The 21,946-nt window shown below is 62.6% G+C and carries 8 protein-coding genes; all 8 read right to left on the reverse strand.

Annotation, left to right across the window (positions count from 1 at the left end; all coding sequences use genetic code 11):
• Positions 1 to 34 precede the first annotated feature (34 nt).
• The 8 genes from HUW52_RS18690 to gspK all read right to left on the reverse strand — a co-directional run bounded on the left by HUW52_RS18690 (position 35) and on the right by gspK (position 21,944).
• On the reverse strand, positions 35 to 12,511 hold the full coding sequence (locus HUW52_RS18690; RefSeq protein WP_175554525.1) for a filamentous haemagglutinin family protein: 12,477 nt from the start codon (positions 12,509 to 12,511) through the stop codon (positions 35 to 37).
• Positions 12,512 to 12,702: 191 nt separating this feature from the next.
• Entirely contained in the window at positions 12,703 to 13,806 is a 1,104-nt protein-coding gene (locus tag HUW52_RS18695) for a substrate-binding domain-containing protein (RefSeq protein WP_016986280.1), read from the reverse strand.
• Positions 13,807 to 14,294: 488 nt separating this feature from the next.
• Entirely contained in the window at positions 14,295 to 15,506 is a 1,212-nt protein-coding gene (gene gspF, locus HUW52_RS18700) for a type II secretion system inner membrane protein GspF (RefSeq protein ID WP_175554526.1), read from the reverse strand.
• Positions 15,506 to 16,912, reverse strand: coding sequence for a type II secretion system ATPase GspE (gene gspE, locus HUW52_RS18705; RefSeq protein WP_175554527.1), 1,407 nt, complete (start codon positions 16,910 to 16,912; stop codon positions 15,506 to 15,508). Before gspE ends, gspF begins: the two co-directional genes overlap by 1 nt.
• Positions 16,909 to 19,275: a type II secretion system secretin GspD gene (gene gspD, locus HUW52_RS18710; RefSeq protein WP_175554528.1), complete on the reverse strand. Its 2,367-nt coding sequence runs from the start codon at positions 19,273 to 19,275 to the stop codon at positions 16,909 to 16,911. The genes gspE and gspD overlap by 4 nt, the downstream gene beginning before the upstream one ends.
• The gene (gene gspM / locus HUW52_RS18715) at positions 19,272 to 19,817 is read right to left on the reverse strand and encodes a type II secretion system protein GspM (protein WP_175554529.1); all 546 of its coding nucleotides are present in this window, start codon (positions 19,815 to 19,817) and stop codon (positions 19,272 to 19,274) included. The genes gspD and gspM overlap by 4 nt, the downstream gene beginning before the upstream one ends.
• Positions 19,810 to 20,988 carry a type II secretion system protein GspL gene (gene gspL, locus HUW52_RS18720; protein ID WP_175554530.1) on the reverse strand — a complete coding sequence of 393 codons (1,179 nt, stop codon included), beginning with the start codon at positions 20,986 to 20,988 and terminating at the stop codon, positions 19,810 to 19,812. The genes gspM and gspL overlap by 8 nt, the downstream gene beginning before the upstream one ends.
• A complete protein-coding gene (gene gspK / locus HUW52_RS18725) occupies positions 20,985 to 21,944 on the reverse strand; it encodes a type II secretion system minor pseudopilin GspK (protein WP_175554531.1) in 960 nt (319 codons plus the stop codon). Before gspK ends, gspL begins: the two co-directional genes overlap by 4 nt.
• Positions 21,945 to 21,946 lie beyond the last annotated feature (2 nt).

Raw genomic sequence — 21,946 nt, forward strand, 5'->3', positions numbered from 1 at the left:
AACCGGCCGCCCAAACGTACTACACGAGAGTCTTTTACAACGTCAGTTGCCCGCGCTCCTCCTCGGTCAACTGTTGCTTCGCCTGTTCATCCAGCGCCCCGGCGCCCAGCACCTGTACCGGGCTGTTCGGGTTGTAACCCGGTGCCGGCGCACGGCTGGCACCATCACGCGACGGCGCAAGTTGTTCGTTGCCGAAACTCAACACCTGCACGGTGAACACCGACGCCTGATTCTGCCGCGCCGCCGCTTGCTGCTGACGTGCAACATCTTCCGCCGCTTGCGTGGCCGAGGATGCTGCCGAGCTGGCTGAGGTAATCGCTCCGGTATTCACCGCCGACACCACCGGCACACCCGTCGCCTTGCCCTGCACCGAGATGTTGGCGGCATTGACCACCGTCAGCGCGGCGATGTTGACGTTGCCCGACACGCGAATCCCCGCCTCGCCGGCATCAATGGTGCCCAGCGGCGCGATCAGGTCGATGTCGCCCGGTGCCACTTCGGCGATCGGGTTGAGCGTGGCGATACCGGCGCCGGTGCTCGGCACCGACGGCGACAAGGTCACGTTGCCCCAAGTGTCGTAAACCCGTTTCGGCGGGGTGTAGACCACGGTGGTTTTCGAGCCGCGACCGGCGTTGATGTCGCCTTCAGAAGACCAGCCGAGAATCGAGCCGCCAAACGTGGTCATGATCCGGCTCTGCCCCAGCAGAATGCTGCCCTGAGAATAGAGCTGAATGTTGCCCGAGCCCTGAGTGATGATCCCTGCGGTGGACGGTGGCGCCGCGCCTTCGATGCCGAACACCTGACCGCCGCCCGGCGTGAGCATCTGGATGTCGCCGCCGAACAGGGTCTTGACCCCTGCCCCGCCGTACAGCGTGATGTCGCCGTCGTAACGGATCGGATTGCCCGCCACGTCGGTGGTCGGGAACAGCGCCGCAATGGCGTTGCGACCGCGCAGATAACTGCCTTTGCGCGGGCCATCGACATCGTTGTATTCCAGGCCACCGGCGCGCAGTTCGGCGAAGTACACCTGCCGCGCGAAGATCGCCTGCTCGGCACTCGGCAGTGCGGCGTAGAACGCTTGCGCCTGCTCCACGTTGCCGCTGAAGCCATAGCCGAGGGTCAGCCAGCTCTGCAGTTCGTCCAGGTACGTCTTGACCACTTTGCCCGGTTGGCCGTTGAGAGAGACCTGCGAATCAGCAACGTTCTGCGGGTTGAGGTAGCGCGCGATGAACCGTGAGTAATCCAGCCCTTGCGCACCAACACCGGCCTGCAGCACCACACTGGCACCCGGTCGGCTATCGCCTGCCAGCACCGGCCCGATGCTGGTGATGCTGGCACGGTCCTCCATCAGGAGGTTGCGCCCTGCGCTGACGTCAAGCACACCTGGGCCGGCGATATCGAAGCTGCTGTAGAGAATGTCGCGCCCGGCCGCCACCCGCGACACATCGTTGGGCCGGTTGTGAATGAACAGGTTGCCGGTGGATCTGATCTCGTCGCCGTTGTAGCTCAGTACTTCATTCGGTACGGCTGTTGGCTGGCCCAGATAAGTGCCCGAGGCGACGAGGTCGCGCCCGGCGAGCATCCACACAGGCCCTGCCGCTTCGTACCAGGTGCGCTGCTGTACGCCGGACCTAAAGAATGTCAGCGTCTCGCCACTACGGACTCCGACCAGATCTCCGGTCAACGCGTAAAACCGTGCGGGCCCTTGCACGCCACTCAACCCGGAATAGCTATTGGCACCAAACGCAAATAATGGGTAGCGCGCGTTGCGTTGCGTCGCCACGCCGTCAACGCTGTTATTGGTCATGAGCGGCCTGTCCGCGCTGTTGCTGACGAACCCATTGAAGGACGGCGCAAATGGCGAAGTAATCGCCGCTGGACTGGCGCCTGACTGATTGATCGCGTAACCGCCGGCATAGATCGAATCGCCTGCCAGCAGTTCCAGCTGACCGGAGGTAGACGGTGCCAACAGCAACGAGTAGCCCTCGGCCGGCGGAACATTGCCCGTGCCATAAGCGGCCGAGGATCCCGCGTAAATCGAGCCTTTGGCAGCCACGGCACGCAGGATCGACGGATAGACGAAGCGACCGTCAGTGGGTGATGTATTGGATGTGGAAACCAACAGATTGTCCGATTCGGCCAACTGCGTGCTGGGTGTGAGGTTGCCCCCTGCCGAGAACAGATCGATCGCAGTGTGATCGGTCCACAGCGAGAAACCGGTCAATCCACCGCCTGCATGGCCCACCCCACTGGCGTCAGTAAAGGCTGTGGAGTTTTGCAAGCGCACGCGTCCCGGATCTGCTGCACCGCCCAACACCAGGTCGCCACGGGTGCTCAGGCGCATCCCCGAATCTCCCGGAATCAGTACCAGACCGCCGGAGGCACTGCCCAGGGTCGATTTGAAGGGATCGTATGCACGGACTTCGCGCGAATCCTGATCTAGGGAAAACGCACCGTACTGCAGATTGACGCCGCCCACGGCACTGGCATTGATTTGCGCAGCGCCACGCAAGTTGATCACCGCGCCTTGCAGATCATGGCGCGGCGCTTGCGTTCCGGTTTCTCCCGCCCGGGCTTGCAGCGAGGGGTTGAGCGAACCCCCGAGACGCATGTCGAGATCGCCACCACCGGTCAGTTGCAGGCTGCCATCGCTGCCCACTCGCCCGGTGCTGCCTACGGCGACGATCAGGCCCTGGCCACGCGGATAAAGATTACTGCGGCCATCACCGACCGGGTCAAGCATGCCACCGTCTGCGCCAGCGCGCAGGCTGATGTTACCGCCGCCAAGCGTGCCGAAACCCGTAAAACCCACCAGATACGGCGCGGTACTCCTGCTCGAATCCGCCAACGGCTGACTGGCATAGCTGCCGAAGTTGATCCACCAGGCGGTCGGTATTTCGTCGTTCCCCGTCCCCTGACGCCACAGCCAGTTGCCAACGGCAACGCTTGGCACCTGCTCTGGGGTTTCCATCGTGATACTGGTCGCACGTCGCCCGACGACATCGCCGGAAACAGAACCACCGGCGCCAATCGTGAGGTTACCCCCCAGTTGCGGATACCAGGCCTGATACAGACTGTCGCTACCACCATCTACCCATTTTTCGTTATCACTGCCCGCGCTGCCCAGCACCGAACCATCGTCCGACAAACGACCGCGTGGCTGGTTGTAACGCGCGTCAACATCGCTGGATTGGGTACCCGCGGTGTACACCCCGAAAGGTGATTCCATGCTCAGATTGCCAGCGGCCATCACGTCCAGATCAGCGGCGCCGGTTCGCAAAACGCTGAACATCTGCGAATGAGTGGAGACCGTGGTACCGCCTACGTTGGCGGCGCAATAAGCAGGGTCAATATCACACCAGAACAGATCGTCTTCGCTGACCGGCGACCCGGCCGGTGCGCCCATCGGATTGCCGTCCGTCCAGAGGAACTTGGCGGGCGCGACACAAACACCCGGGATTGCGTCGCACCAGAACATCTCATCGTCCTTCACCACTTCCCCGGCCGGGAACCCCAGCGCATTATCAACCGCCCAAGTGGTGTCGAGTTTTTTCGTAGTGACGACCATTCCGTAATGCGTGTCCGCCAGTCGCAAGTGACCTTCGCTGGTGAGCGGTTTCACGGTGCGACTGTCGGCAGCATCAAGATCCGCCCCCGCCACTACGCGCATCGACCACGAGGTGCTGCCCGACGGCAGCATGCTTGCCAGAGCCCAGTTGCGTCCCTGCTGCGTGCCGTTCAACGGACGCAAATCGATGAACGCTGTGCCGTCGGCCAGCACCACGTCGGTCATCGACGGAATCAGCGAGCCGCGCAACAACGCCAATGCACCGCTTAATTTCACGCCAACGATTTTGTTGTCGGCAAACGTGCCAGGCAATGGCACGCCCTTGGGCCAGAGCATCGCCTGCATGGCGGTGGCCGCGTTCAACCGCGTCCCGGCCCCGAGGCGGCTGCCCGCCGGCAAGGTCACGTTGTCGCTGAGCAAGGTACCGGCGGCGTACAGCAGGTTGCCGGCGGCGTCATGCACCGCACCGGCCAGGACTGTGCCGCCCGCCAGTGTGTAAGGCCCGGCGAGGATGCCCTGGGTTGGCAGCAGCGTGCCGCTGGCGAGCGTCGCGCCCTGTATCGGCAAGTCGTAATTGAGCGTCGTGCCGACCGGGAACGAGGTGCCTTCTGCCAGCGTTACCCCGGCGCCCGGAACGATCAGGTCACCACCAAAAGGCTGGATGCCCGGCACCAGTTTCCACCCGGCGTCGTCAACGGTTTCCGGCGGCGGCGCGAAGCCGTCGTTGATGCTGCCGTAAATATCCAGATTGCCGCCGGCGCGGATCAGCAGGCTGCCGGATTCGCCCGAACCATAAACAGCGGTTTTTTGCGTGTGCGGATTCAGACTGGCGTAACGGTAAGCGGACAGGTCCAGATCGCCCTGCACCACCATATCGCCGTCGGCGGTTTTGCTGGCGATCTCGACGCCCGGGCGTAGATGGAACGCATCGCTATAAGCTGCGTTATTCAATCCGGCCAGTTTGCGTTGCAGCAAATCGCCGTTGCCCAGCGCCGCATCGATGAACGCCGTGCTGTCGCCATGGATAGCGTCCAGATAAGCCTGATCGATCACCTGATACGGGCGCCCGCTGACGGCAGCATCGGTGCCGTCGGCTGCATCGGTGTAACGGCGCATGGCGTTCAGGCCGATGGAACGCGCGCCCTGAATGTTCAACACACCGCTGGCATCGATGGCGATGTCGCCGCCGCCGATACGCGGTGCATTGAGTTCCAGCGTACCGCGCGGCAGACCATCGTTGTGACCGGCTGCGCTGCCCGGCGGCGCGTCGGTGCCGTGGCGCAAATCGATCCGTGCGCCTGACGCCAGCGTCAGCAAACCATTGCCGGAATCGAGTTCGACCATGGCGCGGTTGGGGGCATCAATGATCTTGCCGTAGCTGTCGATACGCAGCACGCGACCATGGGCATCGAGCACGGCATTGCCAGTCAGAGTCAGACCGTTATTGGCGGACAGACGAATGCTGCCGACCCGCTCACCACTGGCGTCGATCAGGCCGGCCACGGTCAGACTGCCGTTGTCCACTGAGACATTGACTTCACCGGCCTTGAGCCCGTCGCCAATCACCAGGCTGCCCTGCTTGAGCTGGAAGCTGCGGCTGCCGAACACCTGCCCGGCGTTCAAGCGCTGGTTCAACGCAGCGAAGTCCTGGTTCAAATCGTCGCCCAGCCGTTGTGCGCGAATATCCACGCCACCGGCCTTGTACGGCACCAGCGTGCCACCGGCATCGTAGTAACCGCTGCTGGCACCGAGGATCTCGCCTTGCAGATCGACCACCCCGGCATCCGCTGCCAGCGCCACCGCACTGAGATTGCCGGCCTGGTTGTTGTGCGCCGACAGATCGATACGTGACCCGGCAGCCTGGCGGATATTGCCGTGGCTGCTGTACAGCGCCACATCGCCGCCCCAGCTGTATTTGCTGACGTCATTGAACGGCAAGGTACGCCCGGCCAGATCCAGGTGCGCGGCGTTGGTCAGGGTCAGATCGTTCTCGGACTTGACCACCAGTTTGCCGCTGGCCAGTGCAATGCGACCGTCGAGCAGCACATTGCGCCCTTCAAGCGTCAACTCCGCACCCAAGGCATCGGCCACCGCAGCATTCGCAACGCCACTCACCGTCAGGTTGCCGCCCGCCTTGAGCAGGTTGACCGAGGCCGCTTCACCAGTGAGCAACGGCGTGCGCAGATTGAGGTTGCCGCCACTGTAGACGTAGCCGGAAATGGGGTCGTAAGCCCCTTGCGCCAGATACACCGCAAGACTGCCTTTGTGGTTGGCGGTGATGCGCTCGCTGGCGTTGAGGTTGACGTTGGCGAAACCCAACGCCAATCGGTTGTTCTGATCCAGGCCGTTGGGTTGCGGGTTCGGGCCATAACCGAACTCGATGCGTTGCGCTTGAATGTCCAGTGTGCCGCTTCCAGTCCCGGCGCCACCACTGGCCACCGCGCCCGGCGCCTGGGTCGCACCGTTCCAGATCAGGTTGGCGGTGCGAATGGTCGCCACATCGCCAGCCTCGCCCCAGCCATAGACGGCGGGCGTGGCCAATAACAGGTTCTGCAAGCGACTGACGCCGGTCTGTGGGTCAAGTGTATCGAGGCTGACGTTGCCGAAGAAGTTGAACGCGTCGCGCGTGGTCAGACTCAGGGTTTCCAGTGCCGGAGCACCAAACTGCGTATCGCCGCGCAGCAGGCGATCGAGCACGTTCTGGTTCAAGGTCAGGCCACTGGGTACGCGACCTGCTGCGGCCAGCGCCTCGGCGCTACCGGCATTGACCGCGCCGACGGCCAGCGCCAGGTGACGGGTGCCGAAGCGCACGGATTCGTTCAGTTCGAACTGGTTATCGGTGGCAGCGGTAATGCTGCCATTGGAATAGAGCAACGTTGGCTGAGCGCATGGCTGCGCAGCGCACGTACCGATGCGGATGCTGCCCGGGCCTTCCGAATAGGTGGCGACCGTCGGTGCGAGCGTGCTGGTCCAACCGTTGGACACGACCAACAGACTGGCGGAACCCGGCTGATAAATGAAGCCGTCGGTCGAGTCGTAAGGCGCATCACCGCGGCCGAGGGTGTTGATACCGGCGCCCGCTTCCAGCGTGATGCCACCGTCAACTTTGTCAGTGCGCAACAGCACTTCCGGTGCCGATAACACTGCGCCTTCACGCAGAGTGATGTTGGCAGCCGAACCTTCAAAGCGGATGAAGTTACCCGCCGAGCCGTATTCCACCGTCGGCGTGGCGCCAAGGCTCAGCCGTCCGGCTTCGAGCCGGTCAAGGCTGCCGGCGTACAGCGAAATCCCGGTAAACCCCGGCGTGCGCGAACGGCCTTCACCGAGTACCTCCAGGTCCTGGGCCAACACGACAGCGCTCCCGGCCACGCCGCCTTTGCTCGGGGCAAACAGGGCCTGGCCCTGAAAGTTCATGTCGATGTCGTGCGTGCCCCCGGCTACCAATTGCACGTTGAGCGATTTCGCATCCATTGGCGCCAACGCACGTGGCACACCTCGACGGGCCGCATCGCTTTCGATGAACTGGGTGAAGCTGGTTTCGTTGTACTGCGAATAGCGACGCAGAACATCGGCCGACGTCAGGATCACCTGGCTCGGCAGACTGTCGCGCACACCGCTGTTGGCAATCGACATCAGCCCGGCACTGGACCACGAACCATTGCGCATTTTCAACGCGCCGCTGGTCATGCCCGGCGTCGCCTGGCCGTTGACCTCGACCCGGAACGCGCCGGGCAACAAGGCAAAGGTTGAAGGCAGCAAGGTGTAGGTGCCGGCGGCCAGGCCAGGAACACCGGCGCCGACGGTAATTTGCTGGCCAATGCGCGAATCGCTTGCACCGGCCTCGGCGAGTGCCGGTGCAAAGGCACTCTGGTTGCCCGGCACAATGGCGTACACCGGGTTACTGCTCAGGCCCGGCAAACTGAACGTGCCATCGGCAGCGTTGCGCACCAACGGATTGAATCGGGCATCGGTGGAGCCGCCGCGCCCGGAGACAAAACCGGCGCCACGCAGATCGCCGCCGCCTGACAAGTCAATCAACGCGCCGCCCTGCACATCGACGTACTGCCCGGTAAGGATCACGCCATCCAGGGCACTGGCGATCCCGTGCAACACCACGGATTTGTCGTCGTAGCGATAGTCGATACCGTCGGTGGTACCGCCATACGGCATGACCAGACCAGCGCCGCTGACCGACGTGACACTGCCGGGCAACAGGCGCAGCTCCTGGGTTTTGCCCAGCGAGTTCTCGCCCAATCTGATCAACCCCAACGGGGCGCGGATAACGCCGCCCTGCTCGATCTTGCCGGCAACCAGCAGCAAATTGCCAAAAGCGGAATACGGCAAGGCCTGCGGTGCCTCGCCATGGCCGCTGATACGCAAGGTGCGCGCCAGTTCCGGGACAGCCGTATAGCCCTGATAACCGACACGGACATCGGCCGAAACACCCGTGGCCGGATAAATCTGCGCAGCGCGCAAGTCGAGATCACCGGGTGTCCACAACCGCGAGCTACGTTCTTTATCGTTCGGCGCGAGAAAACGCATGTCGCCACGACTGTCGAGGGTGACCTGGTCGAAGCCACGACGGCTGACGGCAGCGGCCGGCGCGTCGAGCTGCGCGATCGTCCCTTCGGTGCCGAACGACAAGGTGTTGCTCAGATCAAGCAGGTCAGCGGTGGCGGTGAAGCGGGCGTTCGACAGCTGAGTGGTCGCGTTGGCCAGCACCCGTGGACGCATGCTGACATCCGAAGGCACGTAGAGACCCAGCCCCGACAAGCGCATGTATGGCGCGGCCAGATTGATCCGCGTCGAGTCGCTGGCGGCCTGCGCCAGCGAGATCGAGCCGGTGTACAGATTCAGGCTTTGATTCATGCGCAGGTCGACGTCGCCGGCGAATGTGAGCAAGCCGTTACTCAACAGGCTCAGGTGATCGAAACCACCCGACATCAAACGCTCCGCGCTCAAGCGGGTCTGACCGTAACGCAACTGCGCCGCGCCTTCGCCGGCCTGCAGATGCGCCGGCAGCAGCGGGCCATCCGCGCCTTGGCTGATGATCATTTCGCGGGGCGCACGCACTTCGTTGCTCGCCAGATTCATCTGGTAGAGCGGCGCGTCCTGAACAATCTCCAGATGTCCACCCGACGCGCCGACGCCACCCGCTGCAGCCTGCAACTGACCGTCGAGGAACACGCCATTGTAAGAACTCAAGGCAATGCGCCCGCCATCGGTGGCGACGTCGGTCGGTCCGACCCCGGCGACATCCAGAACCGCGTGCGTACCGGAGGCGTCCAGGCGTGCACCGTCGCGCACAATCACGTAAGCATCGGCCGACGTCGCGGTGATTTTCTTCGAATCAATCTCGCCGCCGAGAATAATGCTGCCGCCTTTGCCGATCTGGCCGTAGACCCGACCCAACGCATCCACGGCCGTGTAGGCGCGACCGGCAACATCCAGCACCGCGTCTTCGCCGATCCAGATCGAGCGGTTGTGGGCCTGCGGGTCGGCGTTCTGCGGCATGGTCGCCACGTCCAGCGAGCCAAACTGTTGCTGACGAATATCGAGAGTGCCGCCCCAGGCGTTCAATTGCCCGTCGACCGTAATCTGTCCGGCACCGCGCAGTTTGATGCGCTGCCCCGGGTCGACGCTGATACGTGCACCGTGGCCGATGGACAGCGGACTGCTCGCCGGGTCAATCAGCGCCAACTCACTGGAGCCGGCCTGGAGCGCCAGACTGGCGCCGCCACGCTGGGTCAGAACGCCTTTGGCCGGGTTCTCCTGAAACAGCGTGGGGGTCCACAATTCGAGGGCCGTGCGCGGATCGGCGCCGCTGGACTGGTTCGGCGCCGCATCGCCGAAACGGTAGACCGGCATCACCACATCGATCTGCGCACCATCAGCGACTTTCAGTCCGGTCAGGCCGGTGACGCTGTAACTGGCAAAACCGCTGCTGAACAGACTCGATGCCAGTTGCAGCGTATTGTCGCCGTGTGCGGCGCCGGTTCCACCGATCAAAACGTTGCCGGACTGAATCGTCAGACTGCCGCCACCGGTGACACCGTAGCCACGCACGTCGCCATCAAGCATCAATTGTGACGACGCCGAACGGGTCAGCGGACTCGACTCCAGCGTAATGTCGCCGCCCTTGCCGCCGCGCGTCTTGCCACTGGCCAACAGCGCCCCGCCGGACGACACGTCAAGCAGACTGCCACTGCCCAGGTTGACGCTGCCGGTACTGCGCACAGACACCACGCCGCCATTGAGGTAGGCCAGACTGTTCACGTCGTCCGGATCGGTACGCAGATTGCTCCACAGTCCGCGGGCATCGAGCTGCACGCCTTTGGCCACCGTGACACCGACAGCAGTCCCGGCCGCTGCCGGCAACGCGGAATTGCCGGTCAGGATATCCCCCACACTCAAACTGCCGCCACGCGCAGTCAGGTTCGCATTGACCTGCACTTGTGGGCCGAACAAGGTGATGTCACCACCGGAATCAACGGCCAGCGCCTGATCGACAACAATGGTTTTCGCGGCAGAGACCTTCAACGCACCGAGCTGAAAGCCGTTGAGCATATCGCTGTCGAGAAACAACTTGCCGACCCGCTCCTGCGCCACGGCATCCGTCAGGCCGGGCGCTGTGAGCGCCGCTGCGTGAGTGCCGCCGATCTGCACCTGGTCCAGTCGCGGATCGAGCAGGTACTGCAGGCCACCGGCGGTCGCCGACCAGGCCGGATCGTATTGACCCACGATCAATTGCGCCCGACGAGCCCGTGCAATCTGACTCTGCTCATAGCCATCAAGCACCGCGCGGGGTGCTTGTGTCTGGCGCTCGCCCTGGAACACTTCGCCGAGAATCTGGCCATCGACCAGCGCGTTGCGGGTGGCAATCACCAATTGACCGGCATCGCGGCCGACGGTGTAGCCCGATTCCTGACGCGAGCCCGGTGCAATCAGCGGGTTGTAGAAAAACTGCGTCTGGCCCCAGCGCTCGCTGCTGTCTTCATAGCCTTTGTACAACCCGGTATAAAGCAGATCCCCCGACGCCCGTGAGACTTCATATAAATGCCCGTCGGCGCCTCGCAACCAGCTCTGCCGGATCTCGCCGCTCTGCACGTCGAGGGTGCCGCCCGACAAGTTGATCAGCGAACCTTTCTCGGTGACCACATCGTTGCCGGCAAAATTCACCGAACCGCCCTGCGCCATCCATTCACCGATGCCGTGGCCCTGAGTGCCGAGATAGCCACCGACTTCCAGCAGACCTCCGGCCGTGTACCAACGGTCTGTAGCGTAGCCGTTGGTGCCGGCCGGCACGTACACCAACTCACGCACATCGACCCAGATGTCGTTGCTGTTGAGCGCGCCGCCCTCGCGGTTGACCGGCGCATCGCGTTGCTCGTTGCCCTGCACGTTGATCTTGATGTTATTGGCTTCCATCGCCACCTTCACCCCGACAGCGCCGGACACATCAATCAACGCGCCGTCGCGCACCAGGCTGCGACGCCCCGCCGATACAGCGACCTGGCCACCGGTGGCGAGGGTGATCGAACCGTTCTGAAACTCGACGCTGCCGCCACTGCCGATGTCGATGCGCGACTGATCACCACGGATGCGGTTGTTGGCACTGACGGCCTGTAGCGATGCGTCACGCTGACTGTCGAGCGCGGTGAGATCGCTGCTATCGAGCATGATCGCGGTGACGCTGCCCTGAGCGAGCGTGACGCTGCCAGCGTTGTCAGTCACCGGGTTGAGCAAGTGCACAGTGCCGCGCGTGGCCACTGACGTGCTCGCCAGCAACACACCGTTTTGCAGCACCTCATGGCCGGTCAGCGTGATGTCGCCGGTGGCGGCCTGGATCAAGCCATTGTTGCTGACCTTGCCGGCCACGGCGCCGGTCTTGAAGCCCGGCGTGACTTCGTTGCCGAAGGTCGTGGACACGGCGTTGCCATCGGTACCTGAACCCTTACGGATGTAAAAGCGATCGCCTGCACCGAGCAGCGTCTGGCCTTTGGGGGTGCTGATGTTGCCATCGTTCTGCACCTCGTTGCCCAACAGCAAGGCGTAGCCCCCAGCGTCCGTCGACGCCTTGGGCGCATGGGTCTGGATACTGGCGCCACGCTCCACCAGCACCTTGCCGGCTGCGTCAGTGAAGGTCGGCTGGGTGGCGCTGCTGTCGAAGTACAGGCCCCGGTCGCGGAACTGGATATCGGTAATGTTGGCTGCGGCGGCTACCAGATTGCGTACATTGACCTGGCTGCTGCCGCTGAACACGATGCCGTTGCGGTTGATCAGCATCACCGTGCCGTCGCCCTTGATCTGCCCTTGGATCTGGCTCGCACGCGCGCTTGGGTCGTTGACCCGGTTGAGGACTGCCCAGTTGGATTGCTGAGCGAATTCGACCGTGGTGTTGCGGCCGACGTTAAAGGTTTCCCAGTTGAGAATCGCCTTGTCGGCGGTCTGCTCGATCTTCACCGTGGTCTTGCCGTCAGCCAGAGTCTGCTGCGGCCCCTTGGCGTTCAGCCAACCCTGGCTGAGGCTGTTGTCGACCTTCAAGCCGCCCTCGCCCAATCCATCCGGCACGTTTTGCACACTGCCCAATGCCACCGCACGCCCCGCCGCCTGAGCCGCCTGCTGTGCGGCAATTGCCGCCACGGTGTTGTTGAGCGTCTGCAACGAGCGCTGCAATTGCTGATTGGCTCTTTGCTGCTGCGCCAGTGGTGGCGTCATCCCCGGCAACCCGCCAACACTCGGCCGCGCTGCCGCCGCTTGTTGTGCGGCGCCCTTGGCGGCGAACCAGTTGGAACTGAACGCCGTTTGCGCCTGCGCACTCCCCGCCACCAGACACAACGCCACCGCGTGCGCCAGTGGCTTGAGCAGCCACAGCGCCGGATCGGCGACCTCACGCTTGAGCATCGGGGCACGGGTACTGCGACGGGATGGGCGAGCGAGCATCACTACGAGATCCTTTTTGATTGCCACACAAAGCTGCAGGCCAGCAAAAACCTGCTGTTACGACATAGGCAGTTGGCGAGGGGCGCGACCGAACGGATGTCACACAAACTTCATGATTGAGGTGTAAATCGAGCAAAAAAAATGGCAGCAACCCGAAGGCTGCTGCCATTTCCTGACGCTTGAGGCGTGTATTACAAAGGACGACCGACAGCGTTGCAGACGCTGGCGTTGTTGATGTCCAGGTTGTTGCCGGTGGAGTTGGTGACGAAGTTAGCGGTTACAGCGGTTTTCCAGTTGGTTGGAACCGGAATGAAACCGTGAGCGGCAGTGGCCACGGCGTTGCCCGGAGTGCTGTAGTGCTGGGTCAGGAACGCTTTGACATCAGCGGCCACGGCTGCGTCCTTGTAGCACTGGCCGAAGATGAAGTTGGTGTAAGCCGCCATTGCATAACCGCTGGACGGGTTGGCAACCACTGGGGACCACTGCGCCGGGTTGGCCGCGTTGGTTGGCAGTGGAGCCGAAGCCAGAGCAGCGTTGACGTTGGCGCTAGTTGGCTGAACGCTATTGATACGAGCAACAACAGCGTTGCTCGCAGCGTTGACACCGTCCGGACCGACATAACCGATGGAACCGTCAACCGCGTTGACTGCCGGAGCTACGTCAGCGGTATTGGCCACGCCTACCCAGTTCGACGGCACAGCGGAACCTGCTGGCAGACGGGCGTTGGTGAAGGTGGTGTTGACCGCGAACTTGGTCGGGCAGATCGAGTTCAGGTGACGGCTGAGGATTTCGGTGGTGCCGCTCGAAGCGGTGCGATAAACAACGCGGATCGCGGTAGTGTCGGAGGTACCCAACAGCGCGCCCCAGGTAGTCTTGGTGCCCGACAAGGCATCACACAGTTGAGCGCTGGTCAGGTTAAGGGTGGTGTTGCCGGCCTTTTTGTAAGGGATGGCAACCGAAGTGGCGACAGATGGCAGTTGGATCAGCGGACCAAACGAAGCGCCGAAGTTGGTGTTGTAGGTGCTGATTTCCGAAGCGCTGAGGATCGAGTCGCTACCGGCGAAATGCACAGTGCCAGTGGTGCTGAACTGTGCGGCGGTGTTGGTCAGGAAAGCACTTTTGCCGATGCCGCTACCGGTCACGGCGTAGCTGAAGTTGGCAGGCAGGATGCTGTTGGCAGAACCTTTGTACAGAGCGGCAGGCAGTGAGGCGCCACCACCGGTTACGGCCATGGCTTGGGCGGATGCCAGAGCGGCGACGGTCAATGAGGCTGCGATCAGAGTGCGCTTGAACATGAAGAATCTCCTTTTCAACTAGGTTTGGGAACACAGGTTTTCGGGTGACTTGCATGACACTGGGAGGACTCACCGGGGCCCTCGCTAGCGTTGGCCTTGGTTAAGTCGCACTGAGAAATTCGCAGTTTCCGGTGACAGATAAAGGAAAAAACCTCGGGAGCTGTGAGGCGTTTCCGAAGGGATTTTCTCGGGTGTTTGTCGGGTGCTGCGCAGCGTCTGGATCAGGGGTTTGGCGGAATCGGGCTGGAGGCGTTGGCGGGTGGTTGCAGATGACAGAAAGGAGAACCCGAGGATGGGGGAAACATGGCTCGGGTGATGGAGAATCTTTTGCAAAAACTTTGAATTATCTATTGGCCTGACTGGCCCCTTCGCGAGCAAGCTCGCTCCCACAGGGATTGATGTTGTTAATGCAATTGACTTCACACCACAGAACTCTGTGGGAGCGAGCTTGCTCGCGAAGGGGCCCGATCAGACACCATCAAAACCGGCTACTGGACCAGTTGGTTGATCTCAATGATCGGCAACAACACCGCCATCACAATCACCAGCACCACCCCGCCCATCACCACAATCATCAGCGGCTCCAGCAGCGCGGTCATGCCCATCGCCCGCCGCTCGATATCACGCGACAGGGTTTGCGCTGCGCGCTCAAGCATCGGTGGCAACGAGCCGGTTTTCTCACCGCTGGCGATCAAGTGAATCAGCACCGGCGGGAATACGTTCTCCACCCGCAATGCAGCAGCGAGGTTCACGCCCTCACGCACCTTGGCCGTGGCCTCAGTGACGCTCAAACTCAGGCGATCATTGGACAAGGTCTGCCGCGCCGCTTCCAGCGCACGCAACAACGGCACCCCGGCACCGCCAAGAATCGCCAGCGTCGAGGCAAACCGTGCGGTGTTCAGACCGAGGATGAAACGCCCGAACAACGGCAACTTCAGCACCCGATGATGCCAACTCAAACGTGCCGCCGGATTGCGCAGATACAGGCGCCAGCTCCAAAACGCGCCGGCCATGATCGCGGCGCACAGCCAGCCCCAACTGCGGATGAAATCACTGGCGTTGAGCATCGCCAACGTCAGACCGGGCAAATCCTGCCGCGCCTGGGAAAACGCGCTGACCACCTGCGGCACCACATAACTGAGCAAGAAAATCACGATGCCGATCGACACCAGCCCGACCACGCCCGGATAGATAAACGCAGTGAGAATCTTGCCGCGCAGGTTGTTGCGCTCCTCGATGTAGTCGGCGAGCCGTTCCATCACTTGCGCCAGATCGCCGGACTCTTCCCCCGCCGCAATCAACGCGCGATATATCTCGGGAAAGTCTCGTGGTCGTGCCGCCAGCGATTCGGCCAGTCGCATGCCGCTGCGCACATCCGCACGAACGGCACTGAGCGTATGGGCGATGTGTTTTTTCTCGGCCTGCTCGACCGTGGCACTGAGCGCTGCTTCCAATGGCAGGCTGGCGCCCAACAGACTCGCCAATTGCCGCGTGGCCCAGGCCAGATCGTTGTCCGAGAGTTTGGCGCTGAACAATCCACCACCGCCATGACTGGCGACGTTGCTTTCCTTGTGCACCGACAACGCGGTCAAACCGCGCCCGCGTAATGTTGTGAACGCGGCAGCCTGGCTGTCCGCTTCCAGATGCCCGGATTCGATCTTGCCGGTGGCATCGGCGGCTTCAAAACGATAGCGATTCATCAGGCGTCCCGTGTCACACGGAGGATTTCTTCAGGCGCGGTGGCGCCGCTGCGAATCCAGCGTTCACCGTCCTCACGCAGGCTGAACATCCCGGCCTTGGCGGCGGATGCGCGCAAGGCCTGCTCCCCTGCCCCTTGGTGGATCAGGGTGCGGATGTCGTCGTCGATGCAGAACAATTCGTGGATGCCGGTGCGGCCGCTGTAGCCGGTTTGATTGCACGCTGGGCAGCCAACCGGACGCCAAGTGCCCGGTGCCGTTGGGTCTTCTTGCTTGCAGTGATTGCACAGGCGCCGCACTAATCTTTGCGCGAGCACCCCGAGCATCGACGAGGCCAGCAGAAATGGCTCGACGCCCATGTCGATCAAGCGGTTGACCGCCGACACCGCGTCGTTGGTATGCAGAGTCGCCAGCACCAAGTGCCCGGTCAAGGAAGCCTGCACGGCGATTTGCGCGGTTTCGAGATCGCGGATTTCGCCGATCATGATGATGTCCGGGTCCTGGCGCAGAATTGCCCGCAGTGCGAGGGCAAAAGTCATGTCGATCTTGGCGTTGACCTGAATCTGGCTGATGCCCGGCAAGTCGTATTCCACCGGGTCTTCCACGGTGAGGATGTTGCTGGTGCTCGCATCCAGTCGCGCCAGTGCCGCATAGAGGCTGGTGGTCTTGCCGCTGCCGGTCGGCCCGGTGACCAAAACGATGCCGTGGGGCTGGCGGATCAGGTGATCGAGTTTGGCCAGCACCTGCGCGTCCATGCCCAGCGTTTCCAGATGCAAGCGCCCGGCCTGTTTGTCGAGCAGACGCATCACCACTCTTTCACCATGCCCGGTGGGCACGGTTGAAACACGAATGTCGATTGGCCGCCCGGCCACCCGCAAGGCAATGCGACCATCCTGCGGCAGGCGTTTTTCGGCGATATCGAGTTGGGCCATGATCTTGATCCGCGACACCAGCGCACCGTGTAACGCCTTGCGCGGTGAGACCACGTCACGCAGCGTGCCGTCGACGCGATAGCGCACCACCGAATGGGTTTCGAACGGTTCGATGTGGATATCGCTGGCCTCGTCGCGCGCCGCTTGCGTCAGCAAGGCGTTGATCATGCGGATCACCGGCGCGCCGTCCTGGGTGTCGAGCAGGTCGGTGATTTCCGGCATGTCCTGCATCAGGCGGTCGAGGTCGACTTCATTCTCCGCCGCCCCGACCACGGCTGCCGCACTGCCCGTGTCGGCATACGCGCTGGCGAGCAAACCGTCGAGTTCGTCATCGCGCACCCGCTGAATCGCGGTCGCACCAAACTGCCGCCGCGCCTCGCTGATCGACCAGCCCGGCGTCGACGGGCACACCGTCAACACGCCATTGCACAACAGGATGCGCTGCGCCTTGGCCCAGGCGTAGGGCAGCAAACTCATTGGATCGGCACCGCTTTGATGGTTGCGCGTGGGCCTGAGGCGGGCATAACCGCCGGCACACCCTGCGCCGCCGTCGGCAACTGCGGCGCCTGCATGTCCGGCATTGCCCAGCTACGTTCCGGCTGCAAACCACCCTGCGCGCGGCGCATGAAGTCATAGCGATTGAGAGTGATGCTGCGCCCCGCTTCGCTGTCGCGAATAATGTAAGGGCGCAGAAAGACCATCAGGTTGGTCTTGGTAATCGCCCGCCGCTCGTTGCGAAACAGCGCGCCGATCCCCGGCAAGCTGCCCAGCCATGGCACCGCGTCGTTGCTCTGGCTGTAGCCGTCCTGCAGCAATCCGCCGAGGACCATGATCTGGCCGTCATCGAGCAGGATGCTGGTATCGATCGCCCGCTTGTTGGTGACAATCCCCGCCGAGGTCGAACTGGCCGAAGCCCGCTCATCAATGCTGCTGACCTCCTGATAGATATCGAGCTTCACCGTGCCGCCCTCGGAAATCTGCGGGCGCACATTGAGCTTCAGGCCGACCTCTTCGCGAGTCACGGTCTGGAACGGGTTATTGCTGGTACCGCCACCGCCAGTCACGTAACTGCCGCTGACAAACGGGATGGTCTGGCCAACAAAAATACTCGCCGCTTCGTTGTCCAGGGTCAGCAGGTTCGGCGTCGACAGCACGTTGGTGCCGCCCTTGCTCTTCAAGGCCCGGGCCAGCACTTTCAAGTCAAGAATCTTGCCGATGCCGGGGATGTCGACGGTGCCGTTGACGTAACCCAGGTTCAAACCTTGCGGCAGCACATCGATGCTGGTCTTGCCGTTGGTGTTGATCCCCGAACCACCGAGATTCGCGCCACCGATCACGCCGTTACCGCCGAGGTTGCCAGTCTGCCACTGCACACCAAATTCACTGGCATCGTCCTCACCGACTTCGACGATCAGGCTTTCGATCACCACTTGCGCGCGGCGCTGGTCGAGCAAATCGATGACTTCGCGCAGGTTGCGATACAACGGCTCCGGCGCGGAAATCAGCAAGGTGTTGGTAGTCGCATCGGCCTGAATGGTCACGCCGCCAGCACTGAAGGCGACGTTCTGTTCGCTCGCCTGATTACCGCTGCTACTGGTGCCGCCACTGCCTTGTGCGTAACTGCCACCGGTACTGCCGCTGCTATTGCTGGTCGATGTTGTGCCGCTGGTTTGCGTCCCGCTCTGGCCATTCTGCCCAGCACTGCCGCCAGTACTTGCGCCCATCGCACTGAGCACAGAACGCGCACTGTCACTGGTGCCGCTATCACTCTCGCCCGTGAGCAAACCGCGCAACGCCTGCGCCAGTTTCGCTGCCTGCGCATTACGCAGATAAACCACATGCAGATTGCTCGGATTGCTCTGCGCGTTATCGAGTTTGTAGATCAGGTTGCGCGCCAGCTCCGTGCGCTCTGGGCTACCAGCGCGAATGATGATGGTGTTGGAACGCGGATCACCAATCACCGCGATTTTCTGCGTCGGATCATTACCCGGCGCATCCAGCAGATCCGCCACCATCGGCGCGATGTCAGCGGCGATACCGTTCTGAATCTGCACCACATCCGTGTCGATCGCACTCGGCGAATCAATGCTCGCAATCAACTGCGCAACACGGGTCAGGTTCTCCGCGTAATCAGTGATGACGATGGTGTTATTGCCCGGATAGGCGTTGATCGGATTGTTCGGCGAAACAATCGGCCGCAGCACCGGAATCAGGTTCACCGCGTTTTCGTATTGCAGGCGAAACGTCCGCGTGAGCATGCCGTTACCTGCAGGTTTATCGGCACTGTAGATCGGCCCACCCAGCAACTTCGCATCCGCCTCAGGCACCACCTGCGCGACACCGCCAACATCCACCACACTGAAACCCTGCATACGCAACGCCGCCAACAACATGTCGTACGCCTGCCGCGCCGGCACCTGTCCTTCCGAGACCAGCGTCAACGTGCCCTTCACCCGAGGGTCGACCAGAAACTGCTGACCAGTCGAACGCGACAACGCGCGCACCACTGCTTGAATATCCGCATCGACAAAATTCAGCGTCACCGGTTGATCGCCCAAAGGATTACTCGGCAACGCGATACCCGATGACGCGGCCCCACTGCGCGCACTCTTGCTGATGTTGTGCAATGGCTTCGGCGCCGGTCGCGCCTGAGCCTGCGCACGTTCGCGGTCGAGCACCGCGTCGCCGCTGCGCTGGGTGTTGGCCAGCGGCCGGCCCAATTCACTGTCGACCAGCAACGGCGGCTGGTTTTGCGGTGTGCTGGTGTTGCTGCACGCGCTCAACGCCATCAGCAACATCGGCAACGCCAGACGTGCCGGTTTGGATCCTGACCCCTTCATGAAGCTTCCTTAGCGCCCAGCGCCTGATCCATGCGAACGGTGCCTGACAAAGTGCCGGCAGTGACTTCGGTCGAGGGGTTGTCTGCGCGTTGCAAACGGGCCTCGACCACTTGCAGAGAAAGTTGTGCCGGGTTGCTCAACAGCCAGTCGAGCACGGCGTCGGCCGGTGCCGCGTCGAAGGTCAACTGCCAGGCGCCCTGCGCCTCCTGTAATTGGTAATGTCCCGCCAAGCCACTGGCTTGCAGCGTCTGCTCCAGTGACTGCGCCACGCTTTGCCCGTCCGGGCGCACGCTGACTTCGCGCAGCAGCACTTCCAGCGCTTCAGTCTGGGCGCGCAGCTTTGGCGTCTCGGTTTGCCAATAAGCGATTTTCTTCAGCGGCGGCTGGATCAGCGCGACCCACAACAACAGGCCGATCAGCGCAACGGCCATGCCGGCAACCATGCGCTTTTCGCGCAACGCCAACGGCTGCCAACGCGCCTGCACCTGAGCGTTAAAGCGTTGCCACTTGGCGCGGTAAACCGCGAGCGAGGCCTTATTCATCTTCTTCTGCTCCGCCGCTGTCATCGCTGTCGCTTGGGGTGGCTTCAGTGGCCGGACGCAAGGTCCAGCCCTCGTCATCAGCCGTCACGCTGATACCGGCCTGGGCCAACGTGCTTTGCCACTCCTGATCATTGCCGCCACGACGGGCTTCACTCAGCAGACTCAGTTGCAAGGTGCCGTCGACAAACGCGAACCGCTCGACACTCCCCGCCATCGAGGGCATGCCGCTGCCGGCCTGCAACACCAGACGATTGAACGTCTGCGCCGGATCATCCGCCACGCCCTTCTGCCGCGCCACCAATTGCTGACGCGCCTGTTGCAACGGGTTGAGGATCACCGGCAACTCAGGAAAGGTCTGCTTAACCCGCAGGTTCATCTGGGCTTTCAGCTGCTGACCCTGCCCGGCTTCGCGAGCGGCATACAGGTTCAAACCAATGACCCATACGGCCACAGCCAACGCTGACAGGGCGATCGCCCTGCCCCAGCCGCGATGCTCGATTTTTTGCTGCTGGACTGCGCCATGCAGCCCCCAACCGGGCAACGGCCCAGTCCAGCGCTGCGCATCACTCATCGGCAATTCAGCACCCGGCGGCGGTTGCTCACCAATCCAATGCAAAGTGACGCCCGGTTCCCAAACAACACCGTCGAAACCGTCATCGAACAACGGCTGCACCCGCGCCGCCTGCACGGTATCGCGCAACAACAAATGCCCGTCCTGCACGCAGGCAACGGTGCCGGGCAACACCGGCAGACAGTACGGCGCCGGGTAGAGACCGCGCAGGTTCAGCCCAGTACTTTTCAGCAACTGACCAAAACCCAACAACTGTTGCCGAGGCGCCCAGGCGATCTGCACCTGCCCGGCCTCGTCCCGCGTGCTGTGCGCGATGTGCATCTCGCTGCTGTCGCCCAGCATCAACGCCTGCGCCGCACACTGCACCGCCGCGACAATCTTGTTGGCGGGCAACGGCGGTAAATCGAGACTCGCCAACAGACTGTCAGCCGGGTGCAGAAAACACACCAGCGGCGGCAGTTTCGACTGCTGGCTCAACTGGCTCAGACTGTGGCGTTCCTCCCGCGTGACCTGGCCCTGGCGATCCAGCCAGGCGCAGTGCAATTCACTGTACAGATCCAGCTCCGCCAAGGGCGGCAACGCCACCTTCAACTGGCTCATACGCCCACCCGCGACCAGATCACTTGCGGCAAGCGGTCCTGGCTACGATGCAGCAACGCCTCAAGACTGACCCGCCGCTGATCGCGCCGCGCCTCGCCGCGCAGGCGAAACCAGTCACTGGTGATGCCGACCTTGACGCTGGTCAGCTCCAGTTGCGGCATGCGCAAACGGTTAACGAAATCGCCACGGTTGATAAACCAGCGCCCGGCATCGCGCTCGGCGATCAGCGCATTCGCGCGCTCCAGCGACAGCCCCGGCACATAAGCGGCCAAGACCGGTGCGGTGGCGGTGTTGCCATTAAGCCAGGTCGTCGCCGGAATCACCGTCAGGTACGGCGCCAGTTTGCCGATCACCGCCTCATTCACGCCGTCGACACTGCGCAAATCATCGATGCTACGCAGCATCGGCAGCGTCGGGTTCTGCGGTTTGTGTGAAGCGTTGAGCGAGGTCGCGCGACCACTGTCGAAACCACTTTTCGGCGCCTCGGCGATTTGCGCATTCAGCAGTCTCGGATAAGAGGCAATCACCCGCTGACTGATGCGCTGACTCAACCCGGCGCTGACTCCGATCAACTCGCACAAGCGCTGAAACGCCGCAACCTGCGCCTCATCAACCCGCTCGTTGGCCACCAGATTGCGCAGGTTGAACTTGCCCTGCTCATCCTCCAGTCGCCCTTCAAAACCTTGCGCGGAGAGCCGCTGCGCCCACGGCTGATCGAGCCGGGTCAACGGATCGCGCTGACGCGCATCCCAAAGCAATTGTCGGCTGATCTCCAACCCGCCCAGCAGCACCCAACGCCCCTGCACACGCTGCTGATCCGCCTCCAGCGCACGGGTCGCCACGCTCTGGCGCGTCAACATGCCCGCCGCAATGACCGCCACCACGGCCGCAATCAACAACGCGCTGATAATCGCCATGCCCTGTTGCTTCGCCCCCTCAGGCGAGCGGCTGTTCATGG

The organism is Pseudomonas sp. 43A (assembly GCF_013363935.1).
GTDB classification, from domain to species: domain Bacteria; phylum Pseudomonadota; class Gammaproteobacteria; order Pseudomonadales; family Pseudomonadaceae; genus Aquipseudomonas; species Aquipseudomonas crudilactis.

What these genes read in the sequence shown, in the direction of transcription:
- HUW52_RS18690 (WP_175554525.1), bottom strand. Translation starts at nt 12,511, where the DNA reads ATGCTCGCTCGCCCATCCCGTCGCAGTACCCGTGCCCCGATGCTCAAG.
- HUW52_RS18695 (WP_016986280.1), bottom strand. Translation starts at nt 13,806, where the DNA reads ATGTTCAAGCGCACTCTGATCGCAGCCTCATTGACCGTCGCCGCTCTG.
- gspF (WP_175554526.1), bottom strand. Translation starts at nt 15,506, where the DNA reads ATGAATCGCTATCGTTTTGAAGCCGCCGATGCCACCGGCAAGATCGAA.
- gspE (WP_175554527.1), bottom strand. Translation starts at nt 16,912, where the DNA reads ATGAGTTTGCTGCCCTACGCCTGGGCCAAGGCGCAGCGCATCCTGTTG.
- gspD (WP_175554528.1), bottom strand. Translation starts at nt 19,275, where the DNA reads ATGAAGGGGTCAGGATCCAAACCGGCACGTCTGGCGTTGCCGATGTTG.
- gspM (WP_175554529.1), bottom strand. Translation starts at nt 19,817, where the DNA reads ATGAATAAGGCCTCGCTCGCGGTTTACCGCGCCAAGTGGCAACGCTTT.
- gspL (WP_175554530.1), bottom strand. Translation starts at nt 20,988, where the DNA reads ATGAGCCAGTTGAAGGTGGCGTTGCCGCCCTTGGCGGAGCTGGATCTG.
- gspK (WP_175554531.1), bottom strand. Translation starts at nt 21,944, where the DNA reads ATGAACAGCCGCTCGCCTGAGGGGGCGAAGCAACAGGGCATGGCGATT.